Origin of the sequence: Streptomyces sp. NPDC058464 (genome assembly GCF_042721035.1) — a bacterium.
Lineage (GTDB): Bacteria > Actinomycetota > Actinomycetes > Streptomycetales > Streptomycetaceae > Streptomyces.
Window position 1 is genome coordinate 346383 of the sequence record NZ_JBHXMA010000001.1, and the last position, 13004, is coordinate 359386.

Sequence of the window (13004 nt, forward strand, 5' to 3'; positions counted from 1 at the left end):
CCGCCCAGAGCCGAGGGCGGTGCGGGAGCGGGGTGGTTAGCCGACAAGGATGCTGGCGCCGGCGGGGTGGCCGTAGGCCCAGCCGCGGCGGGAGCGCATCTTCAGGATCGACTCGTCCGTGAGGGCGCTGAGTCCGTCGCGTCCGTCGATGAACACGCTCTCGGGGCCCGAGCGGACACCGAGCTGCATGAGTTCGGTGGAGACGAACGCCATGATCGGGCGGCCGGTCGGCGACGCGGTGGCGGTCGCGGACAGCTTCGCGCCGAGGGACCAGCGGATCTCGACGCCGAAGATGGTGTCGGGGGTGCCGTTGAGGCCCTCGATGAAGATCGGCCGGTTCTGGGTGTCCAGGACACCGCGGAGACTCTTCCGGAACGCCGGGTGCGCGACCGCGACCATCGTCGCCGGGTCGTAGTAGTCGCCGACCTCGACGAGACCGATGGTCGTCGAGAACTCGTTGTAGGTCGGGGCGCCGGCGGTCGCGGCGGTGGTGATGTTGCTGTCGCCGGTGTAGCTGATCGTCGCGTCGGTGGTGTGGAGCAGGTAGTACAGCGACGTGAAGGGGATGCCGGTGCCGGGTGCGGCGGTGACGGCGAGGCAGCTGTTGTCGAGGACCTTGGCGTAGCTGGTGGCCCAGTCCTTCATCTTGGTGGCGATGATGTTGGGCAGGCTGTCGTTGATGTCCTCTTCGGCGACGCGGATGGCCTTGCCGAACTTCTTGGCGTAGAGGACGACTTCGTCGTTGAGGGAGACGTCCTCGCCGTAGGCGCCGCCCTTGTCGACGACGTCGACGCCCATGCCCGCACTGCGGGCGACGTGCCGGGTGTCGGATGCCATGGGGATGCGGGAGGCGATGGCCTCGACCACGGAAGTCTGGGTGATGCGGGTGATGACCTCGGAGCCGTACTCCTCCGGGATCCACGCCTCATAGGTGTTGCGTGCCACGGGTGCCCTCCTGCGGGCGCGTGATGGGGAAAGCGTCTGTCGGCTCGGGCCCCATCACGGGCGCCTACAAGCGAGTCGGTGGCCGGCTCCGATCACCGAAGCAATTCACCTGGTGATGAATATACCTTCAGTTGTCAACTGTTGCCGAGGACCCGGGCAGCGTGGATCTCCCAGCTGTTCTTCGGCTTGTCCGTCGCGGCTGGCTTCGGGGCGCCGGTCGGGCGCGGCTTCGGCTTCGGCTTCTCCTGCGGCAGCAGCTCCGGGTACTCGGCCTTCACCCGGTCCACTTCGGCCTCGGCGCCGATGAGGTCGCCGTCTTCGTCGACGGTGATGGCGTCCCAGTCGATGAGCTTCATCAGCCGGTCCGGTGCCGTGAACCCGGCTTCCGCGAGGGCCGCACGGACGCCGGACTTCTTCATCGGCTCCCGGAACCGCTTCTCGCCCTCCTCGCGCGCCTCACGCAAGGCCTTCTCGTGGTCCGTCTCGTTGGCGCGGGCGGCGTCCTCCAGCTCCTTGTTACGGAGACGGTGCCTCTTGCCGTCCTCGTTGGACTTCTTCAGCGCGGCCGTCGTGCGCCGCCACTCCGATTCGGTCGGCGGCTTCCACAGCTCCGGGTCATCCTTCTTCGCCGGCGGCTTGGGCTTCGGCGCGGGATCCGGTTCCGGGTCGTCGTCGGGCTCCGGTTCGGGGTCGTCGGCCGGTTCGGGTTCCGGGTCGTCGTCGATGACGATGTCCGGGTCGTCGTCTTCGGCACCGCCGGCGATGATGTGGATCGGTCGGCCGTCGGTGCGGTAGCCGAGGATCGTTCCGGGCGGCACGCTGATCGTGGCCGGGTGTCGGGTGGTGGTGTGGATGCCCATCTGGTGTTCTCCCATCACGGGGTTGGCGGTGGCCCATCGGCGGGCGACCGGGTTCATGCGGCGGCCGGGAATCGGCCGTTGCGGATGGCGGTACGGGCTGTGGTCTCGACCGCGGGCAGCAGGTCGTCGACGGCGCGCAGCAGTTCACGCGCTGCGCGCAATCGGACGGTTCGGGACTCGGAGGGGCGGGCGCGGCCATAGCCGATGGAGCGTTCAGCCTCGCGGCGTAGTGCCTCCGGGAACGGGATGCCGTCTGGGCGCCAGGTGTCGCGCCACGGAAGAACGCGGCAGCGGCAGTGTGCGTGCAGAGGCGGGCCGTCGATGGCGGCCGCGCGGGTACGCCGTTGGCGAGGGTCCCAGGACAGGCCGCCCGGGAACGGCTCGTCCGACTTCACCACGTGGCCGGTGTAGGCGAGGCAGCGCACGCAGGCGTCGGCCTCCGCCACCCACACGCGCAGCGGGGCGGTCGCACGTACCACGGCGTCCAGGCCCTCGTGGATCGCGGTGTTGATGACCCAGGCCACGTGCGCCCGGACCGCCGGAAGGGCGGAGCGGGCAGCGCCGAGCCCGGCCATGACGTGCGACCAGCGGGACACTCGGTCCGGGTGCAGCAGGAACAGGGCGCGGTCGCGGCGTTCGACCACCATGTTCCGGATCCGGTGTGCCTCATCCCGCAGCACCCGGCTGACTGCCGACGTTCGTGGCTCGCGTCGGCGGCGGCCGGACGCAGCCCGCACAAACGCAGTCCCCTGCACCACCCCCATGGTCAGCGCCGGGCCCAGCTGGTCGGCGAGCGCACCAGGTGCCCGGTCTGCGACTCCGTCGAGGATGCGGCGTACCGCCGTCTGCGCCGCAGCGAGGATCCGCCTCAGGAGGTCGCCTGGCAGGGAAGGTCGGTTGGGGCCACCGAAGGTGCGCGTCCACGCGGCGAGGGTGCTGCGGATCAAATCCTCGAACGCTCGGTCGCTGCTGCCGATGGCTCGGCCCGCTGCCTGTTTCTCCAGGTCGATGACTTCGCTGGTGTGGTCGTCCTGGACGAGGCGCATGAGGTCGTCGCTGGAGTACGGCATCAGCTGTCCTCCTGCGCCTGGGCGAGGAGTTCGAGGTCGTCGATGGCCCCGGCCATCAACTGGCGGGCTTGGTCGTCGCTGATGACGTTGAGTGCGGCTGCGGCGCCGAGTTGCTGCGCGGACGTCGCGAGGGAGGCGAGGATCTCTACCCGCCGTTGCAGTTCCGCGTCGTCAAGCCCGGGCGGGAACCAGGAGTCGACCTGCTCGGCCCGGTAGCCAGCCTCCATCAACGCCTGTTTCCGCGGCACGCCGGCGGCGATCTTCGCTTGGACGGTCTGCCAGCCCTGTGCGTCGGTCACGCTCTTGGCGGGCACCCAGTCGACGGTGACGACGGCGTCCTCGATACCGAGGAGGCGCAGGGCGTAGACGAATGCTTCGTGGAGGCTGGCTCCGTAGCTGGTCTGCCGGTTCTCGACTTTGCTGATGAACGGGCCGTCTTCCTCGCGGTAGGACTCGCCGGACCGCTGGCTGGACTGGGGGTCGAACATCCGCACCGGCGTGTCGGTGATCTGTGCCATCGCGCGGACGTTGAACTGGATTGGGTCCAGGAACACGTGCGGTTCGGCGGCGGCGAACTGGCCGACGGACTTGAACCCGCGGAGCAGCATGATCTCGCCGGGCCCGGACTTGAGGCTGGACTCGTCGCCGCTGTCGGACGGCCCGAGGCCCTGCTCGGGGAACGGCCAGTCCCCGTCGTCGAAGTCGCCGGGCTCCAGGTCGCTGGTGTCCGTGTTGGCCGATTCGGTGAGGGCGTACCGGGCAGGGAAGCCTTGGTAGTCGACGGTGCCCATGCCGACCTGCTGAAGCTTGTTGATCGCGTTCTGTGGGCCGTAGGCGCCGTAGTGCTCAGGGCAGCCGTAGGGGCGGTCGTTCCTGAAGTGGAAGACGGGCTGCTGGCCGGTGTCGTTGGCGATCAGCCACGACTCTTCGTTCTCCGGGTCGGCAGGCCAGTGCAGCCAGTTCTTCGGCTGGTCGCCGCGGGAGTCGATGCCGGTGGTCCAGCGTTCGGTGCGGTCGTCGTAGTACAGCTCGACGCGCTGGTACTTGCCCTCGCACCATTTCTTGATCGTGTACGCCTTGCGGCGTGGGTTCTCCTCGTCGTAGATGACACGGACAGTCTGCGGGGAGTTGTAGAACATCTCGACCCGCAGGACCTTGCCGGTCTCATCTTCGACGGGTAGCACCATGAGGTAGGCGTCGCCGTACTCGCCGGCCCGCCGGAACAGGTCGGGGAGTTCGATGTTGAGCTGGTTGTCCTGCCAGACCTTCGAGATCAGGGTGGTGGTCGCCTCGTCGGGGCTGGTGATCGAGGCGACTTTCAGCCTGTTGGTGACGGCATTGACGGGGGTGCGGGCGAAGTTGAGGTCGAAGTCGATGTTGTGGATGGCGAGGGCGCGGCGGATCCGGGTGGAGGTGAAGACCTCGGGGACCTTGCCGTCGTAGTACATCTGGGCCTGGTCGTAGCCGGGCCGGGACTCCTTGAGTTCTTCGAGCCCGTACATGAGGTCGGCATGGGGGTCGATCGCCTCGTCATCCAATGCAACCTCCACCCTTAACCTTTGAATCGAAGGATAGACGACGCGGTGGGCTGCGACTATCCGCCGCCATATATGGCCAGACCTACGAAGCGAAGGCCCCCTAGGTGTACGAAGCCTTCGATGTCGACGGCGCTTCCTTCCGGATCGGCGGGATGAATCGCCTCGCAGCCGACCCGACGGCATCGACCATGTCGTCGTTGGGGCCCTTCGGGAACGTGCACATCTGCTGCTCCAGCTCTGGCAGCCGGCGCGCGTGCAGCACTCGGCCCCGCTGGTACAAGCCCAGCAGCCCCTCGGCGCGGGAGAACTTCGGCTCGTTCTGGTGGACCGTCTTCACCTTCACCGGCATCCCGTGGAGGATCGCCTGCCAGGCGTCCCCGCCCTGGTTCACCTCGATCAGGATCAGCCCGATCCGCGGGAACTCGTCGAGCAACGCCAGCACTCGATCGCGGAGTTCAGGGCCGGGCCGAACCTTCAGCGCCATCGCGGCATGCACGGTGCACCGCCGGTGCTGCGCCGACCACGACACGACCGCCAGCCCGGTGAAGTCGGACGCCTTCTTCGCCGTGGTCGCCGGGTCGATGGACAGCATCATGTGGGTGACCGGATCGGCGCCGGTCACCGAGTCGCGCCGGTCGGCCGCGTTCAGCGCATCCTCAACGTGCTCCAGCGGGTCAGCTGGAGGCTCGGGGTAGCGGAAGTCGTCCGGCGTCCACAGCGCCCCGTCCGCGGCGAGCGGATCGTTCGCCATGTTCTTCGCATAGCTGCGGGTGTGCCGGATCTCCAGCAGATATCCGATGGGCCACTTCGCCGGCCACATCGACCGCTCGGTACCATCCGGGCGTTCCACGATCGGCAGGCTGTGGTGCGCACGGATCCCCTCGTCGCGGATCCACTGCTCCACGTTGACGCCCGTCGCGGCCTTCACGAGCTGGTGGATGATGCTTCCCGGCATGGTGACGGTCCCGCAGATCGCGACCCGGGCGTAGATGTTCAGCGGCAGGATCGCGTCCAGCAGCGTCGTGAGTCGCTTCGCTGCGAGCGCCGCGGAGTAGCTGCTCTCGTCGGGCTCGACGTCGTCGCACAGGAGCAGGTCGGGGCGCTTCTCCTCGACCTTCATGCCGAGGGCACTCGAATCGATGCCATGAGCAGCGAAGATGAACCCAGACTTGGCGATGTACATGCTCTGCGTGTCGGCGACGTTCGCGCCTGAAGGCCGTTTCGCCGACGCGCACAGGTCGGGGAAGTCGCGGCGCAGCAACGCGTTGCCGTCCAGTTCACGCTTGAACGTTGACAGGTGGCGCTCAGCCTGGGTGGCGGCAGAGGCGAACGCTGCGGCGAACTTCACGTGCCCGTGAGCGGCCGCCCACATCGGCAGGATCAGGAACCACCACGTGGTCTTCCCCGTGTTGCGGGGCGCGATCCAGGCGTCCCGTTCTGCCGCGGGTTCGGTGGGCGGCCGTACCCAGCGGCGGCCGGCGCGGCACCAGTCGAGGTGGGCATCACCGAAGGTGATGTGTCCGTCCGCGTCCTTGAGGTGGTGTCGCAAGAAAATCAGCGCGAAGAGTAGGGGATCAAGACGTGTGAGGGTGCGCCGCCCTTCAGGGTCGGCTAGGAGGCGTGCGTCGAACCGGGCGAGGTAGGCGTCGAGGTTGAAGGTCTCGGCGTCGAGGCCTTCGAGGTAGCCGGTGCGGGTTGGGGTTGCCACGTCAGTCCTCGTGGATCTCGATGTCGAACTCCTCGACTTCGGTCTCAACGTGGAGCATCACCATCCCAACTGGTGGAGGAACGTCACCGTGGTCTTGGCGGATCCGGATCGGGGCGACGATCTCGTAGCCCTGGAGGGTGAGCCGGTCGCGGAGGTGCTGGGTGAGGGCGGCCCGGTAGCCGCCGTCGTGCTGGAGCCAGGACGGGGCCAGAGACTCGATGTAGTAGGCGGTGCGGGTCACTCGTTGCCGCCGTCGACGATCTGCTGTTCCTCCAGCTGCATCTTGGCCTTGGCATCACGGAGCATCTCCTGAAGCTCCAGGTCCTGCTGGGATACCTCGGTGAGGGTGGCGTCGACCTTGACGGGCTGGTCGAGGCCGAGGAGCCGGCGGAAGGATTCGCGGGCCCTGATGTAGCGGTCGACAGCCCGGAGTTTGATGTCGTCGTCGAGGAGGGGCTGCCCGTCTTCGCCGAGGATGACCCTGCCGTGGGAGACGAGTGGGTGCTGGCGTTGGAGGATGTCCAACACCTCGTCTGAGATCATCTCCAGGCGGGTGACTTCGAGTTCGATGAGTTCCTTGGCCGGTCCGACGCAGGCGGCTTGGATGGCTCGGCGGACTGCGTTGATGGCGCTGGTGTGGTGGGACATGCCGAACTCGTCGGCGATCTGCCGGTAGGTCCAGCCTTGGGCGCGGAGTCGGGCGGCTTCGGCGTCGCGCATGGCGGTGTTGACGCTGCGGGCGAAGCGGCCGGCGCCGGTGCGGATGCTGGGGTCTGGGTTGGCCATGGTGGGCTCCTCATCCTGCCTGTACCTTTGAATCGTAGGACAGGATCGCATCTCACCTTCGTTTCAAGCGTGAGGCGGGGTAATGGCAGGCAAGCGGGGCAGCAAGAAGAAGCTTCCGAAGCTGGGGACCGGGAAGCGGTTCGCCGCGGTCGCAGCGTCGGCGGCGAAGGGTGGCGCCCGGAACCCGAACGCAGTCGCGGCAGTGGCGGGCCGGAAGAAGTTCGGGGCGAAGAAGATGGCCGCGCTCGCCGCGGCTGGCCGCCGGCGCAAGGGGCGTTGAGGTGGTCTCGGACCGCGGTGGCCGCTATGGCTTCGTCTACAAGACGCGTCAGCGCGTGTACAAGGCTCTGCGACGACAGGGCGCCTCGAAGTCGAAGGCTGCCCGGATCAGTAACGCGGGTCGCACGCACGTCCAGCGCAGTGTCATGGCCCGCAAGGCTGCGAAGACCAGGCAGGCGCGGGGGCGTAAGCGTCACTGAGGGGTGACGGTGAGGGCGAGGGCCCGGGGCTGGACGGCGGCTCCGGGCCCTCCGCGTGTCACGGGCAGGACTCGTCGAACTTCACCGCGTTCAGGGTGATCGGCTGCCCAGCGAGCTTCGCCCCGGCGGCCGGCTGCTGGCTGCACACCTGCCAGTTGGATTCGACGAGGATGAGCCGACTGTCGCCGCTGGCGTCGTTGACAGTGATCGACGTACCGCTGTCGAGCGCGGCACGAGCGGCCTTGACGCTGTCGCCCTTGAAGTTCGGCATCTTCCCGCCGGCCGTGGTGGGGGCGGCCTGGTCCTTGGTGGGGCAGGTCTCGGTGAGCTTGACCGCACCGAAGTCGAGCTTCGTGTCCGTCGGATGCTTGCTGCCGGCCTTGACGTTCTGGGAGCAGACTTTCCAGTCGCGGTCGAGGATCTGGTTGCGGTCGCGGCCGAGGGCGTCGTGGGAGTCGAGGTTGTAGAACCCGGCGGCTTGGGCGGTGTCTTGGGCGGATTGGAGGCCCATGCCGGCGAAGTTGGGGACGGTGGCGGTCTCGGCCTTCGGCTTGCTGTCGCTCTTCCCGGTGCTGCTGCTGGCCGCCGCCGTGGGCGTGCTCCCGCTGCTGCTGGTGTCGGTCGGCTGGCAGGCGGTAGCGGCGCCGAGTGCGATGACGGCGATGGTGGCGTATGCGGCTGTTCTGCGGCTCATTGGTCCCCCTTGGGTGGTTCGTGTGCTGCGGGGAGACTACGGGCGACTGTGACCGTGTGCGCGGCTTGTGACGGTGCTGTGACCGTTGCGGATGTGGACGTGCGAAAGCCCCCGACAGTGCGGGGGCTTCGACGGTGCACGGGTCAGGCGATGTCCTCGGCGTGGACGGTTTCGAAGTGCCACCAGCGGCCGCCCTCCCACTGCATGACGCGGGCGGTGTCGGCTCCGGCTTGGAGGGCTGTGCGGACGTGCTGGTAGGCCTTGTTCTCGCTGGTGTGGTCGATCTCGGCAAGTTGGACGCCGTTCTGCGTGAGGATCACACGCCACGGCTTACGGGGCTTCGGGGGCATAAGGTCCTCACTTCCCGGTGGCCCGCGCGCATGCGGGGCAGGTGATGGGGGTGTCGTCGTCCAGGAATTCGCCGTGCTCGGCGTTCAGGTCGCAGGCGGTGACGCGGTCGGCGCTGCCGGGCGTGTAGCCGACGGCGTGGGTGTGGCGTCCGCGCGGGAGACGGACACGCTCGGGGTACGCGCTCACGGTCAGTCCTCCTCGGCATTGCTGCTGGCGGCTTCGACTTCGTCGGCGAGATGGAGGATGCTGCGCCCGATCCACCCCGACCAGTCATGTCCCTCGCGGCGGACGGCTTCGGCGTCTCCTCGGGCCACAGCGGCGTCCAGCTTGTCACGGACCTCGTCGGCAAGTGGTGCGGCGAGACGGATCAGCTCTTCCTGTACGGCGCGATGCGCCTGCGTTACGTCGCCCATGGGGTTCGTCCTGTCGGGTCGGGCGGTCAGGCGGTGGCGATGCGAGCAGCGCGGGCCATGTCGGCGTCGGTCTGCGGGGTGCCGCCGCCATTGACGAGGAGGTAAATCGCGGCCTCTTCCTGGACGGTGGCGACGCGAGCCGTGGCTACGGTGAGGTGGGCCCGGTTCGCGAAGTGTCGCTGCCGGGGAAGGGCGAGACCGCTCCAGCGGACGTAGGGGCCGTCGTCGGTGTCCTCGGGCGCCGTCACGTCCTCCCCCGGGAACCAGGAGGCGGGCACGGCCAGTTCACCGGCGAACCACTCGCGGGCGGTGCTGATGCGCTGCTGGCCGTCGATGCAGGCGTAGATCGGCTCGTCGTGCTCGGTCGGGTCGTGGCCGTTCGCGGCCTTCCACTCGACGGTGGCGCGGTCGTTGAAGATGACTACGCCGGTGGGGGTGCCGGTGAGCCACGACCGGATGAGGGCGATCTTCTGGTCCTCGGTCCAGACCCGGCCGCGCTGGTAGGGCGGGTTGAGGTCGAGGCCGAACTCAGTGAACGAGCGGGCGATCTCACGGGCCTGGCGGTCGGCAACGTTGAGGCTGAGGTGTTCGAGCGGCAGTCCCGTCTGGCGAGTCACGGCGGGGTCCTTTCGGTGGCGGTGGGTTGAGGGTACGGCGGTCTACGCCGGGTCGAGGTGGTTGAAGAACCGGCCGGTGACGTCGGTGTCCCCGTCGTAGACGGCGATGTCCCACGCGGTCTCCTGGTCGCCGGCCTGGTTGATGCGGGGTGCGGCCTTGTGGATGGCACGCGAGCTGCCGGTGATCTGCTGGTCGCCGGCGGCCGTGGTCCAGCGGAGGGTGTACTGGCGGTTCCAGGTGGACATCTGGGGCTCCTAGGCGGCCAGTGCCAGCTTGGCGGCGACGGTCTTGTAGGCGGGCTTGCGGGGTCGGTAGATGACGGCGATGCGGGCGACCTCGGCGCGCGAGTACCGCGTGCAGATGTGGGCCTCGATGTTCTTGGCGTAGCTGATCCCAACCTGCCCGGTCACACCGGCCTTGTCGGCGTTCTTCCGGAGGGATCCGGCGACCGACCGCGCCTCCTTGACGCCGAGGCCGGCGGCGATGGCGTGGGTTGCGAGGGTGGCGACGCCTTCGCGGCGGATCTTCGCGGCGGCGCGGGTCGACCTGGTGCGCTGGCGGAGGGTCTGGCGGGCGGTGCGGGTGCGGTCGTTCACGGGTCCCCCTTGGTGCGGTGTGTGGTGGTTGAGCGGCCCGGCCCCGAAAGACCGGGCGGGACGAGTCAGCGGCGGCGCGGCTCGATGTAGGGCTGCGGCTCGCTGACTGTGGAAGACCCGTCCTCGTAGACCGTGATGGTCGTGATCTGCGGGCCGCGTTCGAAGCGGGCTCGGCGCTCCAGTTCCTTGGCCCATCCGGCATCGCTGTTGCGGGTGGCGATCGCGTCGGCAACCGCCTTCTCCTCCGCCTCCTGCGCCGCCTTGTCACGACCGGCGACCATCTGCGTCGACAGAACCGTCAGGCGCTCGACCTTCTCCGGGGCGGCCTCGACGGAGCGGGCGATGCGTGCGATCTGGCCCCAGCAGAAGACCAGCGTGTTCACGTCGTTCCAGTCCTGGGCGGCTTCCCGACCGTGGGCGTTCAGGTCGGGGCGCTCGTTGCCTCGACCGGCGCGGGTGAGGGCGGCGCGAGTGGCCTTGACGATGGCGACCGCGAGGGTACGGGCCTCGTCGAGTTCGGCCGGGGTGAGCCAGTCGCTGGGCTCGGTGGAGACGCGCTGCCAGGTGTAGCACTGGGTGCGGGTGGCGTGTTCGGCCTTGGCGGCCCACTCTTCGCGGCTCGGCCAGATGGCGGTGCGCGGCATATCGGTCTCCCCTGCTGATTCCTTGGCGATAACTCCATCATGCAGTCCTCATATGAGCACTGTCAAGAGTCCTCGCACGAGGACTGATGGTTGGACTATCGCGAGGACTCAAGCGCGTGCCACAATGCAGCCATGAGCAGCGACTGGACCCCCACCGAGGACGAAGCCCGCACCCTCGCCCGCTACAAGAAAGCCAAGGAGACCGAGAAGGAACTGAAGCCCGCCGTGCGCACCATCGGGCTCGACGGCCTCCGCAAGGGCGCCACACCAGCCCAGCTCAGCGAGCTGACGGGCGATTCACCGGAGACGTTCCGCCGCATCCGCGACGCCCACGACATCCCCGTCGACTCCCGATACGAGAGCCGCGCCCAGCTGGCCCGTGCACGCAAGGCCGCACTCAGCGAGCGCCCGGCGAGCAGCGAGGAGACCACCGGATGAGCCAGCACACCGACGACACCCTCGGCCGCTACCTCGACCAGCAGCCCGGGATGCGGGAGGCGCTGCTCCATGACCCGGTGCAGCACTACCAGGCACAATTCATGCGGCGCACGCTGGCCGCTGCGGACCGCGCCATGGCCGACGAGGATGTGCCCGACGCGGTCCGGCGGCGGGTGGTGAACCGGATCGTCTGGGGTGAGCCTGAGGGCCGCGTCGACGTGCACGCGCAGATGGACCGGCAACGGAAGGCGATGGCCAAGAGCATGATGCCGTCCGCCGAGGCGCTGGCGGCACTGCTCGCGGACGGCGCGGGCTCGGTGCGCCCAGACGAGGAAAACCAATGAGCGAGCACAAGCAAATCACTGTCACCGGAGCAGCCGGAGAAGTACGCCTGCCCACCGACCTACTGCCTGACGACCTGCGCCTTGACGCCAACGGCGCCCGAGTGCTGGCACACAAGCTGTTTCAGGCCGCAAGCCAAGCCGACCCGGTGAGCAACAACTTCGTGGCACGCTACTACCAGTACCACCAGCTCCATGAAGCACCCTGCGAGAGCGTCGAGGACGCGATCGGCCTTCTCGCCGCAGGCCTCGACAGCGGCACCTCCGCACCGCATGACGTCACCCGGAAGAACGGGACCGTCGTCCTGAACCACGCGGAAACCCTCCGGCGGATCGAGGCGACCCTCGAAGTATGGGACGCGGAATCCGCTGGCTGACGAAGGCCCCGCCTGGCGCGGGGCCTTTCCCGTGAACCGCCCGCGCCCGCACGCCGGCCGCGGCACACTGCCGGTATGGACGACGAGATCGTGTTCATGGTCCGCGGCAAGACCCGGGCCGTCTGCCAGCAGTACGTGGACCGCCTCTGCATGCTCCTCGGCGCCCGACAGGCCAGCCTCCCCAGCGACGGCACCGGACGCGGCTGGGTCGCACGCGCCGTACTCCGCCCCGCCGCCGGCGACAGCGAGCCCGGGCAGCAGTGAGCCCTCGCTACCGACGGGGGATGCAGCAGCGAGGGCTCGGTTTCAGTGTGGCACGCGGTCAGCTGAACGTGACGGTCATGGCGCACGCACTGATCGTCTTCCCAGCTTCTTCGTGCGCGGTCTGGTGCGCCGCATCCTCGGTGACGTTGCACGCGAGCCGGCCGTCGGGGGTTTGCGTCCAGCCGCATGTGGGGTCGCCCCATTTTTCGGTGACGATGTCGATGACGGCTTGCTCAGTGGGCCCGTGGGGTGTGTAGTCCTGACTGTTTTCGGTGTTGCCGCACAGGTCGCATACGGCGATGAAACAGATCACCTGGCGGGTGGCCATCGTTGGGTCTCCTTCACTCGTCTTCGTAGTCGGGGTAGTCGTCGGGGTTGTCGGCGATCCGGCAGGCTTCACTGCAGTACGGGTGGCCGCCGGGGGCACCGCAGTTGAGGCACTCGTTTTCGGGCATGGTTGTCTGTAAGCACGAGTTCGGGTACCAGCGCACCAGGTTCTTTTGGCTCCGACAGTCGTTCGACCGTCGGGCCGGTGGAGGGCCAGCGCACAGGCGCAGCCAGCGAGAAGAGGCCGTCAGGGGCCGGGGTGAACGGTCGGCCACCGGTTCGACGGTGGTACCAAAACGCGTCCGTACCGTGGTGCCCATTCACGTGCTTACAGACAGGCATGGTGGTCAGCCGCGTTTCGGATAGGTGTGGCCGCCAGGCGGGTAGGGCTGCGCGGGATCCCCGGCGATACCGAAGAGCAGCACCGATTCGAAGGAGCGCTCGTCCTCCAGTGCGGCGGCGCCAGCGTCGTTGTCGAATGCCCGGTCCACGGCGTCCAGGAGGGCGCCGGTGCGGCGGTTGTCGTCGTGTTGGGTTTCGCGTCGGAGGCTCACG

The 13004-nt window shown here is 68.3% G+C and carries 22 protein-coding genes; 5 read left to right on the forward strand and 17 right to left on the reverse strand.

Annotated elements, in window-relative coordinates; translation table 11 throughout:
• Positions 1 to 36: 36 nt before the first annotated feature.
• The 7 genes from ACFWPQ_RS01715 to ACFWPQ_RS01745 form a co-directional block, all read right to left on the reverse strand.
• Positions 37 to 945 carry a phage major capsid protein gene (locus tag ACFWPQ_RS01715; protein ID WP_384028839.1) on the reverse strand — a complete coding sequence of 303 codons (909 nt, stop codon included), beginning with the start codon at positions 943 to 945 and terminating at the stop codon, positions 37 to 39.
• Between the two features lie 134 nt (positions 946 to 1079).
• On the reverse strand, positions 1080 to 1862 hold the full coding sequence (locus ACFWPQ_RS01720) for a phage scaffolding protein (protein WP_384028841.1): 783 nt from the start codon (positions 1860 to 1862) through the stop codon (positions 1080 to 1082).
• A complete protein-coding gene (locus ACFWPQ_RS01725) occupies positions 1859 to 2875 on the reverse strand; it encodes a hypothetical protein (RefSeq protein WP_384028843.1) in 1017 nt (338 codons plus the stop codon). Before ACFWPQ_RS01725 ends, ACFWPQ_RS01720 begins: the two co-directional genes overlap by 4 nt.
• The gene (locus ACFWPQ_RS01730) at positions 2875 to 4413 is read right to left on the reverse strand and encodes a phage portal protein (protein ID WP_384028845.1); all 1539 of its coding nucleotides are present in this window, start codon (positions 4411 to 4413) and stop codon (positions 2875 to 2877) included. The genes ACFWPQ_RS01725 and ACFWPQ_RS01730 overlap by 1 nt, the downstream gene beginning before the upstream one ends.
• A gap of 100 nt (positions 4414 to 4513) precedes the next feature.
• Positions 4514 to 6121 (reverse strand): hypothetical protein, encoded by a 1608-nt coding sequence (locus tag ACFWPQ_RS01735; RefSeq protein WP_384028847.1) that lies wholly within the window; start codon positions 6119 to 6121, stop codon positions 4514 to 4516.
• A gap of 1 nt (position 6122) precedes the next feature.
• Complete coding sequence (locus ACFWPQ_RS01740; protein ID WP_384028849.1) at positions 6123 to 6362, reverse strand: hypothetical protein; 240 nt, start codon at positions 6360 to 6362, stop codon at positions 6123 to 6125.
• Positions 6359 to 6907, reverse strand: coding sequence for a helix-turn-helix domain-containing protein (locus ACFWPQ_RS01745; protein WP_384028851.1), 549 nt, complete (start codon positions 6905 to 6907; stop codon positions 6359 to 6361). The genes ACFWPQ_RS01740 and ACFWPQ_RS01745 overlap by 4 nt, the downstream gene beginning before the upstream one ends.
• 82 nt (positions 6908 to 6989) lie before the next feature.
• On the opposite strand from ACFWPQ_RS01745, the gene ACFWPQ_RS01750 reads away from it, so the two are divergent.
• Positions 6990 to 7187 (forward strand): hypothetical protein, encoded by a 198-nt coding sequence (locus ACFWPQ_RS01750; RefSeq protein WP_384028853.1) that lies wholly within the window; start codon positions 6990 to 6992, stop codon positions 7185 to 7187.
• A gap of 257 nt (positions 7188 to 7444) precedes the next feature.
• On the opposite strand, the gene ACFWPQ_RS01755 is transcribed toward ACFWPQ_RS01750, so the two are convergent.
• The 8 genes from ACFWPQ_RS01755 to ACFWPQ_RS01790 all read right to left on the reverse strand — a co-directional run bounded on the left by ACFWPQ_RS01755 (position 7445) and on the right by ACFWPQ_RS01790 (position 10702).
• The gene (locus tag ACFWPQ_RS01755) at positions 7445 to 8080 is read right to left on the reverse strand and encodes a hypothetical protein (protein WP_384028855.1); all 636 of its coding nucleotides are present in this window, start codon (positions 8078 to 8080) and stop codon (positions 7445 to 7447) included.
• A 143-nt stretch (positions 8081 to 8223) separates the two neighbouring features.
• Positions 8224 to 8400 carry a hypothetical protein gene (locus tag ACFWPQ_RS01760; RefSeq protein ID WP_384028857.1) on the reverse strand — a complete coding sequence of 59 codons (177 nt, stop codon included), beginning with the start codon at positions 8398 to 8400 and terminating at the stop codon, positions 8224 to 8226.
• A gap of 37 nt (positions 8401 to 8437) precedes the next feature.
• A complete protein-coding gene (locus ACFWPQ_RS01765; RefSeq protein WP_384028859.1) occupies positions 8438 to 8617 on the reverse strand; it encodes a hypothetical protein in 180 nt (59 codons plus the stop codon).
• 2 nt (positions 8618 to 8619) lie between these two features.
• Positions 8620 to 8844, reverse strand: coding sequence for a hypothetical protein (locus ACFWPQ_RS01770; RefSeq protein ID WP_384028861.1), 225 nt, complete (start codon positions 8842 to 8844; stop codon positions 8620 to 8622).
• 26 nt (positions 8845 to 8870) lie between these two features.
• Positions 8871 to 9461, reverse strand: a complete 591-nt coding sequence (locus ACFWPQ_RS01775; RefSeq protein WP_384028863.1) for a DUF262 domain-containing protein — start codon at positions 9459 to 9461, stop codon at positions 8871 to 8873.
• A 42-nt stretch (positions 9462 to 9503) separates the two neighbouring features.
• Positions 9504 to 9707, reverse strand: coding sequence for a hypothetical protein (locus ACFWPQ_RS01780; RefSeq protein ID WP_384028865.1), 204 nt, complete (start codon positions 9705 to 9707; stop codon positions 9504 to 9506).
• 9 nt (positions 9708 to 9716) lie between these two features.
• Positions 9717 to 10058, reverse strand: a complete 342-nt coding sequence (locus ACFWPQ_RS01785; RefSeq protein WP_384028867.1) for a hypothetical protein — start codon at positions 10056 to 10058, stop codon at positions 9717 to 9719.
• Positions 10059 to 10123: 65 nt separating this feature from the next.
• Positions 10124 to 10702, reverse strand: a complete 579-nt coding sequence (locus tag ACFWPQ_RS01790) for a hypothetical protein (RefSeq protein WP_384028869.1) — start codon at positions 10700 to 10702, stop codon at positions 10124 to 10126.
• A gap of 132 nt (positions 10703 to 10834) precedes the next feature.
• Here ACFWPQ_RS01790 and ACFWPQ_RS01795 point away from each other — a divergent pair, with 132 nt between their 5' ends.
• The 4 genes from ACFWPQ_RS01795 (at position 10835) to ACFWPQ_RS01810 (ending at position 12122) form a co-directional block, all read left to right on the forward strand.
• On the forward strand, positions 10835 to 11140 hold the full coding sequence (locus tag ACFWPQ_RS01795; protein ID WP_384028871.1) for a hypothetical protein: 306 nt from the start codon (positions 10835 to 10837) through the stop codon (positions 11138 to 11140).
• Positions 11137 to 11484, forward strand: coding sequence for a hypothetical protein (locus ACFWPQ_RS01800; protein WP_384028873.1), 348 nt, complete (start codon positions 11137 to 11139; stop codon positions 11482 to 11484). Before ACFWPQ_RS01795 ends, ACFWPQ_RS01800 begins: the two co-directional genes overlap by 4 nt.
• Positions 11481 to 11858 (forward strand): hypothetical protein, encoded by a 378-nt coding sequence (locus ACFWPQ_RS01805; RefSeq protein WP_384028875.1) that lies wholly within the window; start codon positions 11481 to 11483, stop codon positions 11856 to 11858. The genes ACFWPQ_RS01800 and ACFWPQ_RS01805 overlap by 4 nt, the downstream gene beginning before the upstream one ends.
• A 75-nt stretch (positions 11859 to 11933) precedes the next feature.
• Complete coding sequence (locus ACFWPQ_RS01810; RefSeq protein WP_384028877.1) at positions 11934 to 12122, forward strand: hypothetical protein; 189 nt, start codon at positions 11934 to 11936, stop codon at positions 12120 to 12122.
• Between the two features lie 58 nt (positions 12123 to 12180).
• Here ACFWPQ_RS01810 and ACFWPQ_RS01815 read toward each other — a convergent pair whose 3' ends face one another.
• The gene (locus ACFWPQ_RS01815; protein ID WP_384028879.1) at positions 12181 to 12450 is read right to left on the reverse strand and encodes a hypothetical protein; all 270 of its coding nucleotides are present in this window, start codon (positions 12448 to 12450) and stop codon (positions 12181 to 12183) included.
• 346 nt (positions 12451 to 12796) lie between these two features.
• Positions 12797 to 13003 (reverse strand): hypothetical protein, encoded by a 207-nt coding sequence (locus tag ACFWPQ_RS01820; RefSeq protein WP_384028881.1) that lies wholly within the window; start codon positions 13001 to 13003, stop codon positions 12797 to 12799.
• Between the last annotated feature and the right edge of the window lies 1 nt (position 13004).

Coding starts and splice junctions, on each gene's coding strand:
- ACFWPQ_RS01720 (WP_384028841.1), bottom strand. CDS start 1,862: ATGAACCCGGTCGCCCGCCGATGGGCCACCGCCAACCCCGTGATGGGA.
- ACFWPQ_RS01725 (WP_384028843.1), bottom strand. CDS start 2,875: ATGCCGTACTCCAGCGACGACCTCATGCGCCTCGTCCAGGACGACCAC.
- ACFWPQ_RS01745 (WP_384028851.1), bottom strand. CDS start 6,907: ATGGCCAACCCAGACCCCAGCATCCGCACCGGCGCCGGCCGCTTCGCC.
- ACFWPQ_RS01750 (WP_384028853.1), top strand. CDS start 6,990: ATGGCAGGCAAGCGGGGCAGCAAGAAGAAGCTTCCGAAGCTGGGGACC.
- ACFWPQ_RS01755 (WP_384028855.1), bottom strand. CDS start 8,080: ATGAGCCGCAGAACAGCCGCATACGCCACCATCGCCGTCATCGCACTC.
- ACFWPQ_RS01770 (WP_384028861.1), bottom strand. CDS start 8,844: ATGGGCGACGTAACGCAGGCGCATCGCGCCGTACAGGAAGAGCTGATC.
- ACFWPQ_RS01780 (WP_384028865.1), bottom strand. CDS start 9,707: ATGTCCACCTGGAACCGCCAGTACACCCTCCGCTGGACCACGGCCGCC.
- ACFWPQ_RS01790 (WP_384028869.1), bottom strand. CDS start 10,702: ATGCCGCGCACCGCCATCTGGCCGAGCCGCGAAGAGTGGGCCGCCAAG.
- ACFWPQ_RS01795 (WP_384028871.1), top strand. CDS start 10,835: ATGAGCAGCGACTGGACCCCCACCGAGGACGAAGCCCGCACCCTCGCC.
- ACFWPQ_RS01800 (WP_384028873.1), top strand. CDS start 11,137: ATGAGCCAGCACACCGACGACACCCTCGGCCGCTACCTCGACCAGCAG.
- ACFWPQ_RS01805 (WP_384028875.1), top strand. CDS start 11,481: ATGAGCGAGCACAAGCAAATCACTGTCACCGGAGCAGCCGGAGAAGTA.
- ACFWPQ_RS01810 (WP_384028877.1), top strand. CDS start 11,934: ATGGACGACGAGATCGTGTTCATGGTCCGCGGCAAGACCCGGGCCGTC.
- ACFWPQ_RS01815 (WP_384028879.1), bottom strand. CDS start 12,450: ATGGCCACCCGCCAGGTGATCTGTTTCATCGCCGTATGCGACCTGTGC.